The 21,030-nt window shown below is 35.7% G+C and carries 20 protein-coding genes; 4 read left to right on the forward strand and 16 right to left on the reverse strand.

All coding sequences use genetic code 11. From position 1 onward, the window contains the following. Nucleotides 1-2: 2 nt before the first annotated feature. The 4 genes from ACXAGS_RS04980 to ACXAGS_RS04995 all read right to left on the reverse strand — a co-directional run bounded on the left by ACXAGS_RS04980 (nt 3) and on the right by ACXAGS_RS04995 (nt 3,574). Entirely contained in the window at nt 3-1,475 is a 1,473-nt protein-coding gene (locus ACXAGS_RS04980; RefSeq protein ID WP_474905066.1) for an alkaline phosphatase PhoX, read from the reverse strand. A gap of 121 nt (nt 1,476-1,596) precedes the next feature. Then, complete coding sequence (locus ACXAGS_RS04985) at nt 1,597-2,358, reverse strand: TIGR02757 family protein (protein WP_474905068.1); 762 nt, start codon at nt 2,356-2,358, stop codon at nt 1,597-1,599. Then, nucleotides 2,355-2,915: a CPBP family intramembrane glutamic endopeptidase gene (locus tag ACXAGS_RS04990; protein ID WP_474905070.1), complete on the reverse strand. Its 561-nt coding sequence runs from the start codon at nt 2,913-2,915 to the stop codon at nt 2,355-2,357. The genes ACXAGS_RS04985 and ACXAGS_RS04990 overlap by 4 nt, the downstream gene beginning before the upstream one ends. Then, entirely contained in the window at nt 2,915-3,574 is a 660-nt protein-coding gene (locus ACXAGS_RS04995; RefSeq protein ID WP_474905072.1) for an ABC transporter ATP-binding protein, read from the reverse strand. Before ACXAGS_RS04995 ends, ACXAGS_RS04990 begins: the two co-directional genes overlap by 1 nt. Nucleotides 3,575-3,705: 131 nt before the next feature. Here ACXAGS_RS04995 and msrA point away from each other — a divergent pair, with 131 nt between their 5' ends. The 3 genes from msrA to ACXAGS_RS05010 are packed head-to-tail and all read left to right on the forward strand — an operon-like array spanning nt 3,706 to nt 5,202. Then, nucleotides 3,706-4,257: a peptide-methionine (S)-S-oxide reductase MsrA gene (gene msrA / locus ACXAGS_RS05000; protein WP_474905074.1), complete on the forward strand. Its 552-nt coding sequence runs from the start codon at nt 3,706-3,708 to the stop codon at nt 4,255-4,257. 1 nt (nt 4,258) lies between these two features. Beyond that, on the forward strand, nt 4,259-4,858 hold the full coding sequence (folE, locus tag ACXAGS_RS05005; RefSeq protein WP_474905076.1) for a GTP cyclohydrolase I FolE: 600 nt from the start codon (nt 4,259-4,261) through the stop codon (nt 4,856-4,858). 44 nt (nt 4,859-4,902) lie between these two features. Continuing rightward, nucleotides 4,903-5,202, forward strand: coding sequence for a hypothetical protein (locus ACXAGS_RS05010; RefSeq protein WP_474905077.1), 300 nt, complete (start codon nt 4,903-4,905; stop codon nt 5,200-5,202). Between the two features lie 51 nt (nt 5,203-5,253). Here the strand turns inward: ACXAGS_RS05010 and ACXAGS_RS05015 are convergent, their stop codons facing one another. The 9 genes from ACXAGS_RS05015 to ACXAGS_RS05055 form a co-directional block, all read right to left on the reverse strand. Beyond that, on the reverse strand, nt 5,254-5,805 hold the full coding sequence (locus ACXAGS_RS05015; protein ID WP_474905079.1) for a type 1 periplasmic binding fold superfamily protein: 552 nt from the start codon (nt 5,803-5,805) through the stop codon (nt 5,254-5,256). A gap of 10 nt (nt 5,806-5,815) precedes the next feature. Then, complete coding sequence (locus ACXAGS_RS05020) at nt 5,816-8,215, reverse strand: TonB-dependent receptor (RefSeq protein WP_474905080.1); 2,400 nt, start codon at nt 8,213-8,215, stop codon at nt 5,816-5,818. 37 nt (nt 8,216-8,252) lie between these two features. Next, entirely contained in the window at nt 8,253-8,552 is a 300-nt protein-coding gene (locus ACXAGS_RS05025) for a hypothetical protein (RefSeq protein ID WP_474905082.1), read from the reverse strand. 55 nt (nt 8,553-8,607) lie between these two features. Next, nucleotides 8,608-9,123 carry a DUF6787 family protein gene (locus tag ACXAGS_RS05030; RefSeq protein WP_474905084.1) on the reverse strand — a complete coding sequence of 172 codons (516 nt, stop codon included), beginning with the start codon at nt 9,121-9,123 and terminating at the stop codon, nt 8,608-8,610. Between the two features lie 28 nt (nt 9,124-9,151). Beyond that, a complete protein-coding gene (locus tag ACXAGS_RS05035; protein ID WP_474905086.1) occupies nt 9,152-9,592 on the reverse strand; it encodes a DUF6146 family protein in 441 nt (146 codons plus the stop codon). 69 nt (nt 9,593-9,661) lie between these two features. Beyond that, a complete protein-coding gene (locus ACXAGS_RS05040) occupies nt 9,662-10,303 on the reverse strand; it encodes a DUF937 domain-containing protein (RefSeq protein WP_474905088.1) in 642 nt (213 codons plus the stop codon). A 74-nt stretch (nt 10,304-10,377) separates the two neighbouring features. Then, a complete protein-coding gene (locus ACXAGS_RS05045; RefSeq protein WP_474905089.1) occupies nt 10,378-11,307 on the reverse strand; it encodes an NAD(P)-dependent oxidoreductase in 930 nt (309 codons plus the stop codon). A gap of 5 nt (nt 11,308-11,312) precedes the next feature. Then, nucleotides 11,313-12,377 (reverse strand): 3-phosphoserine/phosphohydroxythreonine transaminase, encoded by a 1,065-nt coding sequence (gene serC / locus ACXAGS_RS05050; RefSeq protein WP_474905091.1) that lies wholly within the window; start codon nt 12,375-12,377, stop codon nt 11,313-11,315. Between the two features lie 60 nt (nt 12,378-12,437). After that, nucleotides 12,438-13,481 carry an acyl-CoA reductase gene (locus ACXAGS_RS05055; RefSeq protein ID WP_474905093.1) on the reverse strand — a complete coding sequence of 348 codons (1,044 nt, stop codon included), beginning with the start codon at nt 13,479-13,481 and terminating at the stop codon, nt 12,438-12,440. 67 nt (nt 13,482-13,548) lie between these two features. Between ACXAGS_RS05055 and ACXAGS_RS05060 the strand changes: the two genes are divergently transcribed. Further along, complete coding sequence (locus ACXAGS_RS05060; protein ID WP_474905094.1) at nt 13,549-13,902, forward strand: 4Fe-4S dicluster domain-containing protein; 354 nt, start codon at nt 13,549-13,551, stop codon at nt 13,900-13,902. Nucleotides 13,903-13,936: 34 nt separating this feature from the next. Here the strand turns inward: ACXAGS_RS05060 and ACXAGS_RS05065 are convergent, their stop codons facing one another. The 3 genes from ACXAGS_RS05065 to ACXAGS_RS05075 all read right to left on the reverse strand — a co-directional run bounded on the left by ACXAGS_RS05065 (nt 13,937) and on the right by ACXAGS_RS05075 (nt 20,935). Then, on the reverse strand, nt 13,937-16,864 hold the full coding sequence (locus ACXAGS_RS05065; protein WP_474905096.1) for a TonB-dependent receptor: 2,928 nt from the start codon (nt 16,862-16,864) through the stop codon (nt 13,937-13,939). Between the two features lie 18 nt (nt 16,865-16,882). Further along, on the reverse strand, nt 16,883-17,878 hold the full coding sequence (locus ACXAGS_RS05070) for a FecR family protein (RefSeq protein WP_474905098.1): 996 nt from the start codon (nt 17,876-17,878) through the stop codon (nt 16,883-16,885). Between the two features lie 189 nt (nt 17,879-18,067). Further along, the gene (locus ACXAGS_RS05075) at nt 18,068-20,935 is read right to left on the reverse strand and encodes a TonB-dependent receptor (RefSeq protein ID WP_474905100.1); all 2,868 of its coding nucleotides are present in this window, start codon (nt 20,933-20,935) and stop codon (nt 18,068-18,070) included. Nucleotides 20,936-21,030: the final 95 nt, after the last annotated feature.

A 21,030-nucleotide genomic window follows, 5' to 3' on the forward strand; every position in this document is an offset into this window, starting at 1 on the left:
TATTAGTTAGCCAATCCTTTCACTACAAACATTTGGCTTCCTTCTTTTCTAGAATTTGGGTCTGTACTTGCCATTGGGTCTGTAAACGCAGAACCGTCTGCAGGTTCCCACCCGTGGTTTTGTGTAATCATGATAAAAGTATCTTCTACACCAATGGTCTCAGAAATATCTATCATTCCTGTAATTTCCCAAGTACTTGTGGCATTACCAATACCGTTGGACGCAGCAGCTAATTGGTCGCATTCCAAAACTGTTTTAATTTCTCCAGTGTTTAAGTTGTACTGGTATAAACGCGCGTAATGAGCTTTATCATCAGTATCTGGATAACCATTTGGATCTTCTTGTATGTAAGCATAATTACTAGTAACTACAATGTTATCTGGGCTATGGAATTCTTTGGCCTTCCCATCTAGCTTATCACCATCTAATACACAAGAAATAGTAGCTTTAGTAGGGTCATCTGCGCTTAAAACCACTTTATATATTCTACCGTAAAGGGTTCCTTTGCCAACTAAGCCATCTTTTTTTCTACCGGTTACGGCAAAATAGATTTCTCTCTGGTTAGCGCCAATACCTCTTCTCCAGTCTATATCTTCTAATCTAGAAAAGCCCATTGCACCTTTTTCTTTTGCCTCAGCATCCAATAGGTCAATAGTTCTTTCTTCCATTTCAATAAACTCAGCTTCGTAAGTTTCACCCTCTACCATATCCATTTCATAGTTGATGCCTTCTGTCATTACTTTTAACGTATATAGTTTACCACCGTTTAAATCGCCATGGTCACCAACGTACATACCTAATTGGCCAGAAGGAACTTCGTTATCTGAGTGGTCATCACCAATAAAAGCAACTGTTTTACCAGGAAAAGCATCTTTTCCAATAACTACGGCATTTTCTGTAGACCATTGTCCAAAATTTGGTAGCAAAGAAGCTACACCTGCGTTAGTGGTACTTTTGTAAGGATCTGTTGCAAAAACCCCTTTAGAAGAACCGCCCCATTCGCCACCAGAAAGGTAGATAGGTCCAAAACCATGTTCTTCTGGAGTAATTAAAGAACCAGAACATTGTGCCGTATATGCAGTGGCTTCTGCATTAAGAATGTATTCTCCTTTTACCGGCTTAAACGTTTCGTCTAAAGTAATTCTGGCAATAGAATAATCTGCTTCTATATTGTTTATTAAGGTGAAAGTACCATCCTCTTCTGCAATTAATCCAGCACCATCTGCCATGGAACCGTAAACAAAATTTGGAGAATCTGGTAATTGGTCTCCAGAACTTAACAGAGAATAAATCTCAACGTTCTCAAAGCCAGGCATGGTTTTAAAGTAAGCGGCGGTATTAGAGTGGTTGGCAAGCTCAATACCTTTTGGCTCTTCGCCTTCATTGCCTCCTTCTCCGATAAAATCTTCAATTCTATCGCAAGAAGCGAATGTAGCAAGACCAATAAAAATTAGGGTGTTTTTAAGTGTTCTCATTTTTTAATAAAGGTTTTTCTTTTAATTGTGCTAAAAGTACCTGGATAACATTAAGAATATCTTAAGTGGATATTTTGATTGGTTTAGCTGAACCTTAACTGCATTAAGCTTGTGTTACTATTTAGAATGATTCAAAAACACCAAGACCAAAAAGCGCAAAATCATATTTAACCGGATCTTTGCTGTCCAATTTTCTAAGAGAATGGTCTAGCTCTAATAACGTTTTCGCATCGTTTTGTTTGCGCCTAATTAGTTTTAGCTTACGTGCAACATTACCGGAATGTACATCTAATGGGCACGAAAGTTTAGCGGTAGGAATATTCCAAAGTCCAAAATCTACCCCTTTTGAAGCGGGTCTGCACATCCATCTTAAAAACATATTTATGCGTTTGGCAGCAGAACCTTTGTTTGGATCACTCAGGTGTTTTTGGGTTCTTGGCAAATGTTCAACTTCAAAGAAATGTTTTTTTAGTTGGGTAATAGCAGGCTGCAAACTGTCTTTAGATTGATATTGTGTAAAGATTGCTTCTAACCCACCGTGAAACGTATAAACATGCCTTAGGGCTCTTATGAAAAACTGAAAATCTGTTCCGTTAAAGGTCCTATGCACAAAATTGCTAAGCGGTTCTAAATTTTCTTGCGTGTGGTTTAGAACAAAATCATAGGGCGAATTACCCATAAACGCCACCATTTTATGTGCATTGTTAATAATACTTTTACGGTTACCCCAAGCTATTGTAGCCGTTAAAAAGCCAATAATCTCTATATCTTCTTTAAGTGAAAATAAATGTGGAATCTGAATGGGGTCTGAATCCAAAAAGGATGGATTTTCATAATAAGCGGCCTTTTCGTCCAAAAAAGATTTTAATTCGGATTTTTTCAAGAAACAACTCCTTTTAATAGTTTAAAAATTAAAACAGGACTAACAAGAATAAGATTAAATAATGCATGTAAGGCCATTGAATACAAAAGCCCAAGTTTATTACGTGTATAACCTAAAAATATACCCGCTATGAGCTGGGGAGAAACCAAAATAGGAGCAAACCAAATAGCTGTACCAATATTTTCAAAATTCATTAGGTGTACAAAACCAAAAGCTATGGTAAAAAAATAGAACCAATACTTATAAAAGCTTTTGTTTGTAAAAAGTCCAAGAGGTGCTCTAAATATCAATTCCTCTAAAACTGGTGCTATTACAGCCGTCAATAAAAAGATTTTTAAAAAAGAATTTTTTGCTACCATTTCTCTTATGGCATGTTCTCCTAATTCTAGTTTAAAAAAAGTAACGAACAGACCCATAACCATACCTGCTGTAAAGGCCAATACGAGCTGCCAAAAAAGTAAACTAAGTAATAATTTAACTTTTAAGTGGTTATTTGCTTTGATTGGGCCATAATAGGGAGCTTTTACAAACTCCCAGATTTTAGACAACAAATTCATTATACAATTTTACCATCTACCATGGTTAAACACCGATCTGCCATTTGCGCTAGTTCGTTATTATGCGTAACTAGAACAAAGGTTTGTTCAAATTCTTGCCTTAGCTTAAAGAATAGGTTGTGCAAGTTATCTGCACTTTCAGAGTCTAGGTTACCACTGGGTTCATCTGCAAATACAACAGCGGGATTGTTTATTAAAGAACGTGCCACGGCAACCCGTTGCTGTTCACCGCCACTCAATGCATTTGGCTTATGATTAATTCGGTTAGATAGCCCAAGAAAGGATAATAGCTCTTTGGCTTTCTTTTCGGTTTCTAATTTTGGTGTTTTCTTTATAAATGCTGGAATACAAACGTTCTCTAAAGCCGTGAATTCTGGTAGCAATTGGTGAAATTGAAAAATAAACCCAATATGTTCGTTTCGAAATTTGGCTAGTTCTTTGTCGTTTAATTGATTAAGTGAAGTACCGTTTATTTCTAAAGAACTTTCTTTGGGGTTACTTGGAGTGTCTAAGGTTCCCAAAATTTGTAGTAAGGTGGTTTTACCCGCTCCAGAAGCACCTACAATAGAAACAATTTCTTGTTTGGCAATATGTAGGTCTACCCCTTTTAATACCTGTAAGTCCCCGTAATATTTTTGAATGTTCTTTGCTTTTATCATGTATTAACTATAATAGGGTAAAAGTACTAATTGTAGTACTTTATTAGAAATTGGTTATTGTTAAGGCGTTTACAAAATAACGACTGTTAACTTAGCAGAAAAATTGCTAATTTAAATTCTAAAAATTGAAAATGAACAAAGATACGGCAACAGCTATTTTTGCCAATGGTTGCTTTTGGTGCACAGAAGCTGTTTTTCAGAGACTTAACGGTGTTTTGTCGGTTTTGTCCGGTTATACGGGAGGTGCTATTAAAAACCCTGCTTATAGAGAAATTTGTACGGGAAGAACAGGGCATGCAGAAGCAATTAAGATTGAATTTGATAAAAATACGATTACCTATAACGAATTATTGGAAGTGTTCTTTGCAACGCATGACCCAACAACCCTTAATAGGCAGGGCAATGATGTTGGTACGCAATACAGGAGTGAAATATTTTATACAACCGAAGAACAGCGTTTACAAGCCGAAGCCTTTATTGAGTTGTTAACAGAAAAATCTATTTTTGAATCTCCAATAGTAACTGCAGTGAGTCCAGAAAAACCTTTTTATCCGGCAGAAGAGGAGCATTGGAACTATTATAACGAAAATAGCAATCAGCCTTATTGTAGGGTTATTATTAATCCAAAAATCAAAAAAATACAACACTATTTTTCGGATAAACTAAAGACAGAAAAAGCTTAATATGGCACCATATAGAAATTTAGAAGAGTACAATATAGAAGTGGCTAACGAAGTAAAAGATCGGTATGCCAAAATTATTGATGAGATTGGCGAAGATGTAGAAAGGGAAGGATTACTAAAAACACCTGAACGAGCCGCTAAGGCAATGCTTTTTTTAACACAAGGGTACAAACAAGACGCAGAGCAAATTTTAAAAAGTGCCATGTTTAAAGAAGATTACGATGACATGGTAATAATAAAAGATATAGAGTTATATTCTTTGTGTGAACACCATATGTTACCTTTCTTTGGTAAGGCACACGTGGCCTATATACCTAACGGGCAAATTGTTGGACTTAGCAAGATACCTAGAATAGTAGATGTATTTGCCAGAAGGTTACAAGTGCAAGAACGGTTAACCCATGATATTTTAGAATGTTTAAATAACACATTACAACCTAAGGGGGTTGCAGTGGTAATTGAGGCTAGCCATATGTGTATGATGATGCGCGGAGTTCAAAAACAAAATTCTGTAACTACTACTTCTGGTTTTAGGGGACAATTTGAAAAAATTGAAACTAGAAACGAATTTTTGAAGTTGATTAGCGCAAATTTATCCTAACTTTTCTGGAACGATAATTGCTTGTTTTTAGTTAAATTACAGGTATGACTAAAATGAAAGATAAAAAGATTAAATATTTATTTCTTAGTATTTTACTAGACCTAGTAGGTATGTCTTCTTTATTACTACCTGGTCTGGGTGATATGTTGGACGTGGTTTGGGCTCCTTTTGCGGGTTGGCTCATGACCCGTATGTACAAGGGTAAAGCGGGCAAGGCCGCAGGTGTTATTACTTTTGTAGAAGAGCTGGTACCAGGTTTAGATGTAATACCCACTTTTACCATTATGTGGTTGTATACTTATGTGCTTTCTGGTAAAAAGGTTGGTAAAATAATAGACGTTTAAAAATAGATAAGGCCGCTTTTAGCGGCCTTATTCTTATTACGATTTTAATAGTTAGTTGGCAACTATAAAATCAAATTCTGCTGTAAATTCGTTTTCTCCACCAGAACCTTCAAATGAACCATCGTTTGGTTTGGTTGGTTCATGCTTTAAGTAGATGTTTAAACTAGCTTCGCCAGCTGTTAATGTAACCAACGTAAATTCAAGTCCTAATGGGTCTCCGTTTCCGTCACTATCTGTTACCGTAACAGAATCTAATGCTCCACCTATTTCGTAAATAAGTTGATGCTCTTCATCCTCTTCTTGAATTTCTTCTGTAATATCTTCTGGTTCTTCTTCAGATTCGTTCAAAATTTCAATGGTACCCATGTAGGTCGTGTTTCCCGCTAAATTTGGGGCAGACACTACAGGTGGGTTTGGGCCATCTCCATCTAAATCTACAGAAGTAAAGGTAATTACATCACCGCCACCTTGTGGCGTTAATGTTATATTCATTGTGGTAATGGTTTCTTCTTCGTTAATTACCTCTGGAGTGTCATTGTCATCAGAACAGGCAAAAAAGAACGCTGTAGAAGCTAATAAGGATAAAAATTTAATTGTTTTCATAAAGTAGTTATTAATAATTGAGTTTTAATTGTAAAATGATATTTCTGCCCAAATCGTCGGCAAAATAACGTTGTCTATTTAAATAGTCTCTATAAGATGTATTTAGGATATTATTTGCCATAAGTGATGTTGTTAGCTTTGTTTTATCACTTAATTTGAATTGTATTTTTGAACTAAAATCTAAGACATGATAAGTGTCTGGTGCTGTATTAATATCCAGTACCACTTCTTGGTCTTGCCTTGGAGAGTACACACTAATATTCTCAGGGGTTTCATTTTGCCTAAAAACAAGATTGCTACTTAATTTTAGTTCTAGATTGTTAAGTTGTTCGTTTTTATAGCTAATACTGTTGGTGGTACGTGCAGCTGGAATATTTACTACAGGTCCTTCTTTTTTGGTATCCTTAGCTTTAACTATAGAAAATAGATGACTGGTCCTAATTTTATTGGTCCAATTGGCATAAGCACTTGCATCTAAGCCAAACATACTAAGATTGGTTTGTCTGTAAGACCAAACGGGGAAGGCGCCCCTAGTAGTAAATTCTACCCCAGATGGCTCCAGTACTATGAAGTTGTTTATAAAATTATAATAGGGTTCTAAAGCATACCCCCAATAATCATAATCGTGTTCTTTAGAGATGGCTATTTTATGCGAAGTTTCGCTATTGATACGCAAATCTCCTAGCTCTATTCTAGATGCGGAATGGTGTAAACCATCGCTAAATAATTCTGATGGGTTGGGTGCACGTTGCGCTAATGCATAATTTACCTTAAAACTATCAAAATTAGATGGCGCATATTTAGTTCCTACGGTTGCAGAAATATTATGAAAGTCAAATCTTGGATTGGTCAATAGCTGGTTACCTAAGTCTTCTACTACCCAATCTCCAAATTCTTCATCATACCCCTGTTGTTCCCATCGTGTAGTAATGTAGAATTTATCAGCATCAATATGCGAAAAATCATACCTAAATCCTGCATCTAGGGTCCAGTTCTCGTTAGCGCTATAGGTAAGAATGTTAAAAAGGCCGGCGTCAAATTTTTTATAATCAGGTATTAACCTGCGTACTTGGGTACTTGGGTCTGGAAAGTTATTTTGGTAACGCCCCATTATACCTGATTTTAAGCTAAATTTTCCCCAGTTTATCCACTCTACATCTAACCCAGCGGTATGTGTGGTCAGTTCCAAATCTACGGATGCCCTATCGGCATTTTCGCCTCGTCTAATATCAAACTCTTTTCTATTGTTTAGTTGAAAATCGTATTGTAAACGTACCTTGCCAAGGTTTTTAAAACGTCTGTAATATTCTAATTTGGCTAAATGATGGCTAACCTTTTGTCTAGGATTATTTATATCATGGGTAAAATCGTTAATTACTAAAGGTGTGTCGCTATTTATAGCCAGAATTAAATCGTCTACACTACCAATATGAGAGGCTCTTAGAATACCAATTTCGGTATTAAAATAAGAGTATTTGGCATTGAATCCTTGCTTGTAACCATGTTTACCAAAATCAAAAGACAATGCGTATTCTTGAACACCGGTATTGCTTAAAATATAGTCTGGAGCCTCTTGGTCTCCCAATTTTTTATAAGAACCATTAACGCTCAAATGCCAATGGTTTTCAAAAACTTTGGTAAGGGTAGAGGTAATATTACCCCCACGACCGTTAGTTATACCATTTACTATAGTTTTACCGTAAAGGGTATCTTTATTAAAATAGTTGTTTTGATCCATTACAATGACACCTCCAATTGCATCGCCTCCATATTGTAGTGCAGAAGCTCCTTTAATAACACGGATATTGCCTACGCTGTTTGGATCAACATTGGGTGCATGTTCATCTCCCCATTCCATATCTTGCATGCGTACCCCATCGTTTAAAATGAGTACACGACTACCATTTAAACCATGAATAGCGGGTTTGGAGATTGTAGCTCCAGTATTTAATGTGGTAATACCACTAACGTTCTTTAAGATATCTCCTAGATTACCTGCACTGTTTTCTTCTAAATTTGAAGTGGTAATAGAGGCTTCTTGTCCAGAATTGGTCTTGTCATGAACAGCATCTCCAATAACCTTAACTTCTTTTAATTCTTCAAAATGGTGTTCTAGGGTAAAGTTCTTTGTGGTGTCTTCTTCTATTTCAATTTCTTGCAATAGCGTATTGCATGAAATGTGTGAAATTTCAACTTCTATTGACCCTGGGCATAAGTTTTCAAGTTTATAAAAACCATTTTTATCAGAAATGGCATATTGATTGGTAGCCACAACTACAATAGTTGCTCCTTCTAAATAAGAGTTATCATGAAAATCTTTTACAGTACCTTGTAAGGTAAGGTTGCATTGTTGACAATAGCCAACCGTTGCTATTCCAAGAAAGAATATAGTGAACACAAGTGTTCTCATCAAAATAAAATTCAATTATTACTAATCTAAGGTTTGCTTAAGCCAAGCGGGCTGGTGGTGGGCGAGAGGTATGCCTAAAGTAAAAATAGGAAGTAGAAGGTACTTCTGTCTGTATTGGTAATGGAATTGAAATCGCTGTAAACAACTCAACTTTGAAATCAATTGTAGCATGCGCAATTAATGCCTCTTGTTGTTGTGCAAATGTAACTTCACACAAAATACAATTTTGAATTTCTGTTTCTTCGTTTTCTGCATGAGAAAAGACATGAAAAGTAGATACCTTAAAGGATAACAAGGTAAACAACAGTATATATGTGAAAATCTGTTTTATTTTCATGTTACCACAAAACTAAGCTTTTCAATATTGAACTTGCTGTTAACAAAATCACAATTTAGGGAATCAAAAAACCAAGGCGCATTTTTTTAAGCATTCGCTTTTCAAAAGCCCAAAAAAATTGAAATTGACCAAATAACCAGCCAATTGCCACTAATAATAATTGATAAATTGGAAAAATGATTAATATACGAACCGGCCAATAGAGCCAACCACTACTGGTTTCATAATCTAACCCTAATAGGTGTACCAAAGGTGCAGCTAACCTTGCAGAAAGACTACCGGTGATGGCAAAAACAATAAAAATGGCTATCATTTCCCATCGGTATTGCGTTACCCATTTGTTCTTTAATTTTTGAAAACACCACAAAAAAAACTTTAATAACAGGTATGTTAACAGACACGTACCCAATAAAGTAATAGGCCATTCCCATGGTGTATTATTAAAATCTATTAAATGGAGCACTTTTCTTGCAAAGTAATAACCAGTTGCGAGCGTCAATAGAAATCCAATTATGGGGAATACCAATTGCCAGTTTTTAACTATGTCCCAGCGTTTTTTTATTTTTTTCATAGTTCCTCAAAGGCTGCAAAGTTACGCATTATATACGTGGAAAAAAGGGACCCAATCTTTGGTTGTATTTACGTTGAAAAAAAATGAAGTAATTGTAAAGTTTATAATTTACCTCGTAACCATAGTCTATATTAGGATCATAATTTATTTGGAGTTCATACAAATTGGGGTTGAACGTAGTAGGGCTTAACACGCGTTGGTTCCAATTCATAACATATATTTGGTTTCTATTTTCTAAAAAACTTTGGGAATAATATCCTTCTGGTCTTGCTATACTATTTAGCCAAGCATAAAAACCAGGTTCTATTATAATAATTTCATATTCAGTTTCTTCATCAGCAATAGTAACTTCTTGCTCCTCTGTAGAATTTAAAATTTGTTTTTCCTTATCAGAAATTGCGAGGTTTTCCTTTACGCTGGAACACGCTATTAGAATTAACGGAACCAATATCAATACAATCTTTTTCATAATTAAAAGGTACAAAAAAAGCCGTTTGAAGATTTCAAACGACTTGTTAATGTATTTATAAACAGCACCTTATTTTCCAAAAAGGCCACCAAGTAAGCTACCTATGCCTCCTTTTTTCTGTGAATTTCCACTTAGTACCATTCCAGCTAAATCATCTATGATACTACCATCTCCGTCAGAATCTAAGAAAGATTCTATTAAGGATTGTTGCTTGTTGGCAGCAGCATTACCACCCATAAGGCCGCCTAGCAAACCATTTAAACCTTCTGGAGAACTAATATTTTGTTGGCGTTGTTGCTTACCTAAGTAACCCATTAGTATTGGTGCGGCAATTTTAAGTATTTGTGCCACAGAACCACTATCCATACCGGTTTTACTACTTAGGGCATTTTCTACCTGAGATTGCTTTCCTCCTAAAATATGACCTAATATTCCAGCGCCATCATCCATTACAGATTGGTCTACGCCACCACCAAACAAACCACTTAGGTTTTCTAGTATTCCACCATCATGTTTTGAGTTTAAGGCGTTCATTAACCCTTGAGCTCCTTCCGTAGAAGTTGTATTCTTTTTCATAGCTCCCATTAATAATGGCATAGCCATAGAAATAACTTCTGCAGTTTTATTGGAAGATTGCCCTGTTTGTCCTGCAACTCCACTTACCAATTGTTGTCCAATTGGGCTATTGATTAAATCTAATAATCCTGACATTTTATATAATAATTAGTGTTTACGATTTTCTACTTGGTAATTTACAAAAACTAAGCCAAACTTATAATGAAACGTTAATAGCTTTCTGCTATTATTTTTGCCATTTCTATTTCCAAGTTCAGTTTAGAATCCAAGGTATATTTTGCAATATTGGGAGATAGCGAAATTTTTGGGTTCATTAGAATAGGAATTTCTGGTTTAGGTTCAGACTCAAAAGTATCTAGCCCTGCAAACAATAATTTACCATTATCCAATTGTTCTACCAAGGCAACTTCATCCAAAGCACCCTTACCGTCTACATTTATTATGCCAACGGTTGGTTTTAATTGCGCTAGTTCATCTTTTCCAATCCAGTATTTTTCAACAGCTTCAGTATGAAAACTGATAAAATCGACTTCACTCAAAAATTCAGATTTTGACCTTGCCGGTATATTTACTGAAATTATATTGTTTACTATTTCTATTGAAAACTGAACCTTTTCTAATGAAGGGTCATAATAAACTACTTGCATACCAAATGCAATGGCTTTAGCCGCTACTTTTTCTGCAGCTTTGTTTATACCAACCAATCCTAGGGTTTTACCGTTTAATTCTCTTCCATTTTGATAAAGTGTATTTAACTGATTAAAGTTGGAATCACCTTCTAATGGCATGTTTCTATTGGCATCATGTAAATTTCTTGCACCATTTAATAAATGTGCAAAAACCAATTCTGAAACCGCATTGGCATTAACTAAGTCCAATTTTATTAATTGCTTTTTATCTGATAATGCAATAGCACATTCTTTTAGATTGGTATTGGCAATAAAAGCTAAATTTTGCAACTGATCCAAAATAGAAACCTCTATTTTGGATGTGTTGATAATTAGACCGTTAATCTGGTTTTCTTGTATGTAATTTACTAATTGGTTGTCGGCTACATTTATTACCGTCAACTCATGGCCCGCATCTTCTAATAGTTTAGTTGCAGCTGGTTGTAATGCCTCCTTACAAAGGATTTTCATTGCTGTTATGCTTTTCGTTCTACTTCGCTCATTATATCCACCAAAACCCCAACACTTTCTAAGGGTAACGCATTGTACATAGAAGCCCTATAGCCACCTACGGATCTATGGCCTTTTATTCCGCTAATACCAGCTTCTAAGCACATTTTATCAAAAGTTTCTACCAAAGTATCGTCAGTAATATTAAATGTGGCATTCATATTAGAGCGGTCTTCTTTTTTAGCGATGCCCGAAAAAACCGGGTTTAAATCTATCTCTGAGTAGATTAGGTTTGCTTTCTTTTCGTTTAATTCCTCAATAGCAGCAATACCCCCTAAATCTTTGAGCCATTGCATGGTAAGCATTGACACATATACTGGAAAAACCGCTGGTGTATTAAACATGCTATCTTTTTCTATATGTACTTGGTAATTACACATAGAAGGAATTTTTCTTGAAACCTTACCTAAAATATCTTCTTTAACTACTACCAACACCGTTCCGGCCGGACCCATATTTTTTTGAGCACCAGCATAAATCAGGTCAAATTTTGAAAAATCTAGTTGCCTTGAAAATATATCAGAGCTCATATCGCACACCAAAGGAATCTCTACGTCTGGGAAAGACTTAAATTGTGTTCCGTAGATAGTATTGTTACTGGTTAAATGTAGGTAGTCTAAATCTGTAGGAACTACAACATTCTTAGGAATGTGATTAAAGTTTTGTTCCTGAGAACTAGCAACCTCAATTACTTCTCCAAACAAACGAGCCTCTTTAATAGCTTTTAAGCTCCAAGTACCCGTATTGATATAGCCAGCCTTGTTTTCTAGTAAGTTGTAAGCTACATTTAGAAACTGTGTACTTGCGCCACCTTGTAAAAATAAGGCCTGATAGCCCTTGTTTTCTAGGCCCAATAATTCTAAGGCTAGGGAGCGAGCCTTTTCTATAATAGCTACAAATTCTTTACTTCTATGGGAAATTTCAATTAAAGATAAACCTATACCATCTAATTCTTGGACTGCCGCGGCCGCCTTTAACATCACCTCTTGTGGTAAAATGCAGGGCCCCGCGCTAAAGTTATGCTTTTTCATGCTATTGCTTTAAGCGGTTAAAGGTCTAACTTTTTTTAAATATTTTAAAGAAAAGGACCGCTAGAGTGTAGATAAAAATTTTAGGGTATCAACTCCATCGGCATAATCTGTTAAGCTAGGTTTTTGACTTATACCAAAGGGTAGCGCGTTAGTAATTTCAAGATTGGACAAAATGCATTGTAACGCTTCTTTTTCTTTCTGTAAGGTGTTGTTTAGTTCTTCAACATTTTCATAAGTCTCATAAAACAAACATCCAATAGGGGAGGCAAACCCTTTATCTTCTTTCAACAACAAAAAATTGTTGTCTAGAATTTGAACATCAGACATTAAATATACGGCTTTGTTATAATCATAATTATTAGCATATTTATGATGGTCTATCACCGTTTTAAAGCTGTAAACACCTTGGTAAAAATGGTCAAAATTATAATCTTTTGGCACATATATTTTAGAAACACTTCTACAACCCAAACCAAAGTATGTAAAAATATCCGTTCCTAATTTTTGCAATTCAGCTGCGCTTTCTGTTCCAGATAAAACCGCTACAGAGTTTCTGTTCTTTCTAATAATGTTAGGATACTTTCCAAAGTAATAATCAAAATATCTACCTGTATTGTTACTTCCAGTAGCTATTACGGCATCAAAATCGCCTAATTTATCTTCTGTGAGGTTTATTTTTTGTTTTAGTAAAGCATCGGCTTCTTTTAGATAGTCTACAATAAAATGCATTAATACCTTATCATTACTAGATAGTTTTGCTATTACTTGGTGACCAGAAAGTACCACCGAAATAAAATCATGTAAACCAACCAACGGAATATTTCCTGCCATAATAATAGCTACACGCTTTGGTTGTTCAGCAGGAATATTATAAGCGTTTAACCAAGCGGTAAGGCTATCAATAGTCAAGACTTTTGCCCAACTTTTTAAGGCGTATAAAATATTTTCTTTGGTGAACCAACCATTTTGATTGTTGGCTACTATAATTGTTTCTGTTAATCTATGATGCCAATTTTCTTCTTTGGAAGTATCATTATCACAAAAATTCTGGAATAAGTTGCCGAGTTTAACAAAAGCTTCTAAATGAGGAATCTGTTCTGCCATTATATTTGTAGACTAAATTAGTAGGGATTACCTTTGTACAAAAGTACGGATTGAAAAAGCAAAAATAATGGCAATAATTATAACAGACGAATGTATAAATTGTGGGGCTTGTGAACCAGAATGTCCTAATACAGCAATTTATGAGGGTGCAGATGAGTGGCGTTATAGCGATGGAACTTCTTTAAACGGTGCTGTAGTTTTACCTGATGGTAAAGCGGTAGATGCCGAGGAAGTACAGGAACCGATAAGTGACGAGTTTTATTATATAGCTCCTGATAAATGTACGGAATGTATGGGCTTTCATGAAGAACCGCAATGTGCGGCAGTTTGTCCTGTAGATTGTTGTGTTCCTGATGAAGATAGGGAAGAAACCGAAGAAGAGCTACTAGCAAAACAGAAATTTATGCATCCAAACGGATAAAAAATATAGAAAAGGAGCCTTAGGGTTCCTTTTTTTATAACTTAATTTTTAGTCCACCATTTAAAGTAGTTCCGTTAAAACCAAATTGGTTTACTTCCCAAGCATATTTAAAACGCCCCCCCAAATCTGTTAACACATCACCTTTGTTATCCAATTCATCTGGATAAACATTAAAAATATTATTTACGGCACAGTAAAAACTAATATTTGTGTTTAACTGATAATTAAAGGTTATGTCTGTAAGTATTTTACCTGCAAACGTTTGGTCTTTGTCCGGGTCTTCTGCATGTTGCCATTTTACGGTACCAAAAAAGGTGTTATTTAAACCCATGCTCAATCTTCTAAGACTGTAATTAAACCCTAATAAAACTTTAGACCTTGGTCTAGCACTCAATATTCTAGCTTGTTCTTTTCTATTGAATATTTCGTAATTATTGTTTTTTAAAATAGTAGGTGCAGCAATATCATCTACAATACGGGTTTTATTAAAGTTGGCAGCTAATGTGAGCTTTCCCCAAGCTTCCCCTAATTTTATATTGGAATAATTGCCCACCAAATCTACCCCGTTGGTATTGGTATTAACGGCATTTATAAAGAATTTGAGAGAGGTAATATCATTGGCTAGTAAAATAGATTCTACCGGGTTAGTTTGAGCAAGATCTTCATCAAAACCAATTTCATTGGTAAATAGTACTCTATTCTTAACATAGACGTTGTAGAAATCTGCTGAGAAAAATAAGTTTTCTAACGGTTTGATGGTGATGCCAGCTGTAATATTTCTAGACCTTTCCGCTGTTAATTGTTTAACACCTAAATTATCCCTTATAATGGGGTCTTGATTAGAAAATGTTCCTTGATTGGAAACAGACGCTCCAGAGACCAAGGTCTGTGTATTGCTTAAATAAATTTGATGTAAAGAAGGAGCTCTAAAACCTGTACTTACAGAAGCACGTAAAGCTCCTTTATCTTTTTTAAAGGTATACCTGCCAGAAGCTTTCCAAGAGATATTTTTACCAAAATCACTAAAGTATTCATATCTAATTGCAGTTCCTAACATGAATCTTTTAGAAAATTCATGGTCTATTTCGGCATAAGAGCCAAAGTTATTTCTTGTGGCGATAAGTTGGTCTCTTGGTTGGATACCGGGAAATGAAACCGTTCCTTCACCTAAGTAAGAGGCAGGTTCCCCAGCGCTAGATCTAAAGCGTTCCCTTCTAATTTCCCAACCAAAGTTTATATTGGTTTTACCAAACGCCTTGGTAAAGTCCATATTGGTCAGTATTTGGTCAAAAGCATATGATCCAACATCAAACTGTGTAGGACTAGTAGCTGCTAAACTTTCGTTTAGGCTATTTGCCACGTGGTAATCTACTGCATTTCTACCCTGAGTAGCACTTATGTCTGTTTTAAAACCTAGTATTTGGCATTTGAAACCTAGCGTAAAATAATTATCCCTAATATCTGTCTCAAAAGTGGGTTGAAATCCTTCGTAAGCCTCGTTTTGCTTATGAAATAGATTATTTGGGTCCTCTATCCAATACGGAGCCCTAAAAAGCGCAAAACTTTCACCAATTCTATAGGAAAGCCCACCGAACGAGTACCAACTACAGGTTGCGGACACCGGTAATTCCATGTTGTAGTTTAGATTATAGTTTTTCGTCTTTGGCTGCCCAACGGTCATGCCTAAATCGGGATATTTTTGCAACCAATTGGCCCATTCGGTATCATTTTCACCAATGTTATAAAGGGCATCAAACCCCAAATTATTGGTTCTACTGGTGAAATCTTGTTGGTAGAATGCAGCAGTTAGGTTAAGGTAACCCTCGGAATTTTGAAAAGGGATTCCTGAATTAATGGAGATGCCATTACTAAAACCATCACCTTGGGTGGTAATACCAGTCTGGGTCTCTATTTGGGTATATTGTTTGTTCTTTTTTAAAACGATATTTAACACCCCCGCTATGGCATCGGAACCATACTGTGCGGATGCACCGTCTCTTAAAACTTCTACGCGTTCAATGGCAGAAGCAGGTATACTTTTTAAATCTACACCTACCTCACCTTTTCCAGGGGTATCATTAATGTAAACCAAGGCGCTTTGGTTTTTTCTTTTACCATTGATCAATACCAATGTTCTGCTTGGACCTAGACCTCTTAAATCGGCAGGGTCAAAATGTGCCGTTGCATCAGATATTGCTTGGTTTGTGGAATTAAATGAAGGAATCTTATAGTTCAACATCTGGTCTAAAGTGGGTTGTCCCGTACTACTCAAATCAACAGCAGAAATATTGTCTATAGGTACGGCAGAATTTAGAACAGTTCTAGGTTTAGAACGGTTACCAATCATAACCACTTCATTTAAGGATATACCCTCTATAAGCACTACATTTATTACGTTTTTATCTGCCTTTCGTTCTTTTGTTTTAAATCCAATGTAACTGTAAACCAAAATATCATTGGCGTTGGCACCCAAACTATAATTGCCATCAAAATTACTTGTGGTGCCTATGCTAGAGCCTTTAATTCTTATGTTAACCCCAGCCAAAGGCAAACCGTTTAAATCGGTAATTTTACCAATTACGTTAGTTTGTAACCTTAATTTTTTCTGTTGGGTAAACAGCCCGCCAGTGATTTTTTTATTATTCTTATTTAAATCTTTACCAGAATAAATGACATAATATCTTGAACCTAAAATTTCTATTTTTAATTCCGTTAGCTGTTCAATTTGTTTTAATTTCTTTTTTAATCTTAGCCCTTCAAGGCTAGAAGTATTCAAAGTAATATCCTTTAAATCTTCTGGATTATAATTAAAATATACGTTGTAATCTTTGCTTAGTTGCTGTAGTAGCGAGACAAGGTTTGTTTCCGATTTTAAATTTTGGGCATAGATTCCTGAATTAAAAATCGAAAAGCAAAAAAATACTAAAGAAAGTAATAAGTTAGATAAGCCTTTTAAAGTCATAAAATAAAAGCTACGCTTTTAAGGCTTCAATTTAATACTTATTGTATCATCATTTTGAATAATCTCTGTATTTGTTGCACCAGAAATTGCTTTAAGGCAAATTTCTAGGTTATTTATAGGTAAACCACCCGTTAATAGCTGATTGGGTGCTTCGCCATCCATAAATTCTACGGATACCTTATAAATGTCCTCTATGCGTTCAGCAACTTGATGCAAGGGAACGCCATTAAATTCTAAGGTCCCATTTTTCCAAGAAGATATTTCTTTAATGTTTTCCGGGCTACTAGATTTTACGGTTTGGTCCATGCTATGGGAATAGCTTACATGCTCCCCTGGCAACATATTTTTGGTAACGCCATTTGCCAGTTTAAGCTTAACCAAACCTTCGTCTAAGGTTACTGAGGTTCTGTTTCTATGTGCGTTAACGTTAAATTTAGTACCAAAAACCTCTACCAATAAATCGTTGGTCTTAACCGCAAATTTAGCTTTTGTTGTTAGCTTTTTAGCTACTTCAAAATACGCCTCTCCGGAAAGCTTTATAGCTCTTGGATTATCCTTTTCAAATTTAATGCTAGAATTAGAATTTAACTGTACCCTAGTGCCGTCCGTTAGGTTTACTACTAATGTTTCTCCAATACCCGTGCTATACGTAGAGATAGAAGAATTGGTAAAATTTAAATATAGGACAATTAGTACAGCGATTGAAGCGGCAAGACCACTTAAAACCCACCAATTAATTTTTTTAGTGGAAGGTTCCGTTTGTTGATGTTGGGGTAATTTTGAAGCTAAGTCTTGCCACGCAGTATCAATTTCAGATGCCTTTAACTCTTGCTCATTAAAGGTAATGCCAACTATACAATCTTTTGCTTCTGTAACAAGGGCTATTTTATCTGGATTATTGACAATCCACTTGTTCCAATATTCAATATCGTTTTGATTTAAACCCTTTGCCCAATTTACAAAAGAAGTGTCTTTTATTAAACTAGAAACAGAAAGCTCTTTATTATTAGCCATTTAACCGTGCAACTTTATGGTAAAGAGAGAAAATCTCAAAAATATACCCTAATAAAACGGAGCAAGTTAAAATATTTTAGTTGAAAATATATAATTCTTAAAAATGGAGAGGCCAATTAAATAAAAAAGGCTGCCAATTGGCAGCCTTTCCATGAATAACTCAAAAATAATTAGAAATCATAATTCATCTTAGAACTTGTAATTCACAGACAAATTAAACAGTGTCCCTAATTGACTAAAATGATAACCATCATACGTCATTTGGGAATATCTTTGGTTGAACGTAATTAAGTTAGATTGGGTCTTAACCTGTGCTGGGTCTGCAAGTAAAGTTTCACCTGCAGCATTTTCTGCTTTAAAACTCCATTCTGGTAGTACATTCAAAATGTTATTGATATTAAGTGCTAAGGTTAATTTATCCGTAGCGTTGTAGTTAAATCCTAAATCTGTTACAATTTTAGGTGTAAACTCTGTTCTAATATTTGGATCCATACCTTGCTGTTTAAAGGTAGTTTTACCAAAATATGTGTTGTTTAAAGAGATACCTAATTTATCTAATTGGTAATTAGCACCTAATATCCATTTTGTTCTGGGTCTAGAGGTAAAAAATAACGCCTCTTGCGTGTCATTAACAACTGACTGCCCAGCATTCTCTACCAAAGTTGGATTTTTTACCGCACCGTCTCTTTCGTTTTGAAAGGTGTAGTTTCCAGAAAGGTTAAAGTCCAAATCGCCTTTTCCAAGGGCAATATCTTTATAGCTCAATACAACATCTAATCCAGAAGTTCTAGTATCCAAAGCGTTTACAAAGAAACTTACGTCAGACAAATTATTATCTGACAATACTTGGTCTAAAGCGGTATTGCCGGCTTCTGTTGGTCCAATCTCTGTACTTAATACAATTCTATCTTTTACAGCTATGTTATAATAATCTAAGGTATAGCTAAAGTGATTGTTTATTTTACCACCAACACCAATGGTAAAGTTGTTGGAAGTTTCCGCGTCTAACTGTGGAATACCGAGTAATTGTGCTTGTGAGGAAACATTGTTGACCAAACCACCTACTTGAATTCCTTGACCTGGAATAAAGCTATATTGTGCTTTTTGGGTATAAATTTGATGTAGGGTAGGAGCTCTAAACCCAGATGAAATAGAACCTCTTAGGGTTAATGCATCACTAAATTTGTATCTAGAACTGAATTTATATACAAATGCACCGCCAAAGTCTGAATAGTTCTCTGCTCTTACGGTACCACTTAATAAGAAAGCATCGGTAACATCATAATCTAAACTAAAATAACCACCAATGTTGTAACGGTTAAATTTACCCGAATTTTGAGGTGTGTTACCTGCAAAAGAATCGGCACCACCGCCATCATAAGAGGCTAGGCCACCTTCTATTACTTCAAAAGTTTCTGTTCTGAACTCAGCACCAAACCCAATGCTTACCTTATCAGAAAGTAATCTAGAAATATCTATATTTCCAACATTGTGAGAAAAACGTGTGCCTCCTGGATCAAAAGAACGTGGAGAATTTTCTCTGTACAACTGAGAGCTTTCCGTAACCTCACCATCGTCTATGGTTCCGTTACCATTAGCATCTACCCATGTAGATGGGGAATACACAAAGTTTCTGTTGTGTGAGTTGTTTACTTTATAGGTTTGTAAATTTCCACCGGTAGTAAAACTTAAATCAACATTCCAGTCATTAATGGTAGAACGGAAACCTACAGTACCGTTATAATCACTCAATAAACCTTCAAAAGTTGGTAGGTAACCATCATAACCACCTGCTGTGTTCGGATTATTTCCGGGGAAAAAATCTGCCAAATATGGAAAATCATCAACCGTTCTCCAATAAGGAGTTCTGTAGTTGGCAAAACTATTTACGTTTTTATAAACGTAGGCCGCATTTGCATACAACTCTGTATTTTCACTAATATCGTAACCAAAATTTGCAGAGAATTTAGCAGCTGCTGTTTCTGGAGAACCATTTATGTTACCTGCATCAGGTCTTCTGCTTAAAAACTCTTGAACAGTAGCTAAATCTGCTCCAAAATCGCCAGCTTCTCCTTCTGCGTCAACAGTACCTGGTCTGTTAGCTAGGCTAACCTTAGAAAGGTCTACTGTATAATTTACAAACCCCTTGTTGTCTCCAATAGAGGTACCGTTATTCACTGCAATCCCATACATTTCTCCATCACCTTCTGAGGTAATACCACCTCTTAGCGTTGCAGAACCGGTTTCTGGACTATCTTTTAGAATAATGTTCATTACCCCAGCAATTGCATCAGAACCATATTGTGCGGAAGCACCATCTCTAAGTATTTCTACACGCTTTATAGCATCTGTAGGTATTGCAGAAATATCTGCACCGGTTTCACCACGACCGGGAGAAGTCTGGGTGTATAGTAGTGCACTTAAGTTTTTTCTTTTCCCGTTAATCAAAATCAACGTTCTACTTGGCCCCATGTTTCTAATTTCATAAGGGTCTAAAAGAGAAGTAGCATCGTTTACCGGTGTTTGTACCGTATTAAAAGATGGAATTTTGTACTGTAATGCTTTATCAAAAGTAACTTGCCCGGTAGAGGTTAGTTCTTTTGCCGGTAATACATCTACGGGCAACGGAGTGTCCGTATTACTTCTTGGAGCCGTTCTAGATCCAACAACAATAAATTCTTCTAATTGTACTCCTTCGCTCAAGGTTACATTGATGGTAGATTGTCCCGAAACTTTAATTTCATTGGTACCAAATCCAATATAACTAAAAACTAAAGTTGCATCATTAGCAACCGTAATGGAGTAATTCCCATCAAAATCAGAAGTTGTACCATTAGAAGTACCCTTTTCCAAAATGTTTACACCTGCTAAGGCAATGCCATTTTCATCTGTTACCTTACCAGTTACTACATTTTGATAACGATTAATGGAAACATTAATTTTTGTTTTTTCCTCCTTGTTTTCTGTAATCGGGTTTGAGGAAGCAATGGTTGCGGTAGGTAAAGCCACCATTGCTGCTGTGAGTAAGCCCCAATACGTTAATTTAGGTTTTTTCATAATATTTAGTATGAGTTAGATGTTCATACTAGAAAAATCAAATTGCATTTGATAGTAGCGCTATGGCACAATAAAGCAAGTTGAAATTTCAGTAT

The organism is Croceivirga sp. ABH4_376 (assembly GCF_056160685.1).

Bases quoted from the DNA above. Each gene is read 5' to 3' on its own strand.
- folE (WP_474905076.1), top strand. From the start codon at position 4,259: ATGGCACCATATAGAAATTTAGAAGAGTACAATATAGAAGTGGCTAAC.
- ACXAGS_RS05015 (WP_474905079.1), bottom strand. From the start codon at position 5,805: ATGAAAACAATTAAATTTTTATCCTTATTAGCTTCTACAGCGTTCTTT.
- ACXAGS_RS05060 (WP_474905094.1), top strand. From the start codon at position 13,549: ATGGCAATAATTATAACAGACGAATGTATAAATTGTGGGGCTTGTGAA.
- ACXAGS_RS05065 (WP_474905096.1), bottom strand. From the start codon at position 16,864: ATGACTTTAAAAGGCTTATCTAACTTATTACTTTCTTTAGTATTTTTT.
- ACXAGS_RS05040 (WP_474905088.1), bottom strand. From the start codon at position 10,303: ATGTCAGGATTATTAGATTTAATCAATAGCCCAATTGGACAACAATTG.
- msrA (WP_474905074.1), top strand. From the start codon at position 3,706: ATGAACAAAGATACGGCAACAGCTATTTTTGCCAATGGTTGCTTTTGG.
- ACXAGS_RS05035 (WP_474905086.1), bottom strand. From the start codon at position 9,592: ATGAAAAAGATTGTATTGATATTGGTTCCGTTAATTCTAATAGCGTGT.
- serC (WP_474905091.1), bottom strand. From the start codon at position 12,377: ATGAAAAAGCATAACTTTAGCGCGGGGCCCTGCATTTTACCACAAGAG.
- ACXAGS_RS05045 (WP_474905089.1), bottom strand. From the start codon at position 11,307: ATGAAAATCCTTTGTAAGGAGGCATTACAACCAGCTGCAACTAAACTA.
- ACXAGS_RS04990 (WP_474905070.1), bottom strand. From the start codon at position 2,915: ATGAATTTGTTGTCTAAAATCTGGGAGTTTGTAAAAGCTCCCTATTAT.
- ACXAGS_RS05025 (WP_474905082.1), bottom strand. From the start codon at position 8,552: ATGAAAATAAAACAGATTTTCACATATATACTGTTGTTTACCTTGTTA.
- ACXAGS_RS05020 (WP_474905080.1), bottom strand. From the start codon at position 8,215: ATGAGAACACTTGTGTTCACTATATTCTTTCTTGGAATAGCAACGGTT.
- ACXAGS_RS04995 (WP_474905072.1), bottom strand. From the start codon at position 3,574: ATGATAAAAGCAAAGAACATTCAAAAATATTACGGGGACTTACAGGTA.
- ACXAGS_RS05010 (WP_474905077.1), top strand. From the start codon at position 4,903: ATGACTAAAATGAAAGATAAAAAGATTAAATATTTATTTCTTAGTATT.
- ACXAGS_RS05070 (WP_474905098.1), bottom strand. From the start codon at position 17,878: ATGGCTAATAATAAAGAGCTTTCTGTTTCTAGTTTAATAAAAGACACT.
- ACXAGS_RS04980 (WP_474905066.1), bottom strand. From the start codon at position 1,475: ATGAGAACACTTAAAAACACCCTAATTTTTATTGGTCTTGCTACATTC.
- ACXAGS_RS05030 (WP_474905084.1), bottom strand. From the start codon at position 9,123: ATGAAAAAAATAAAAAAACGCTGGGACATAGTTAAAAACTGGCAATTG.
- ACXAGS_RS05075 (WP_474905100.1), bottom strand. From the start codon at position 20,935: ATGAAAAAACCTAAATTAACGTATTGGGGCTTACTCACAGCAGCAATG.
- ACXAGS_RS05055 (WP_474905093.1), bottom strand. From the start codon at position 13,481: ATGGCAGAACAGATTCCTCATTTAGAAGCTTTTGTTAAACTCGGCAAC.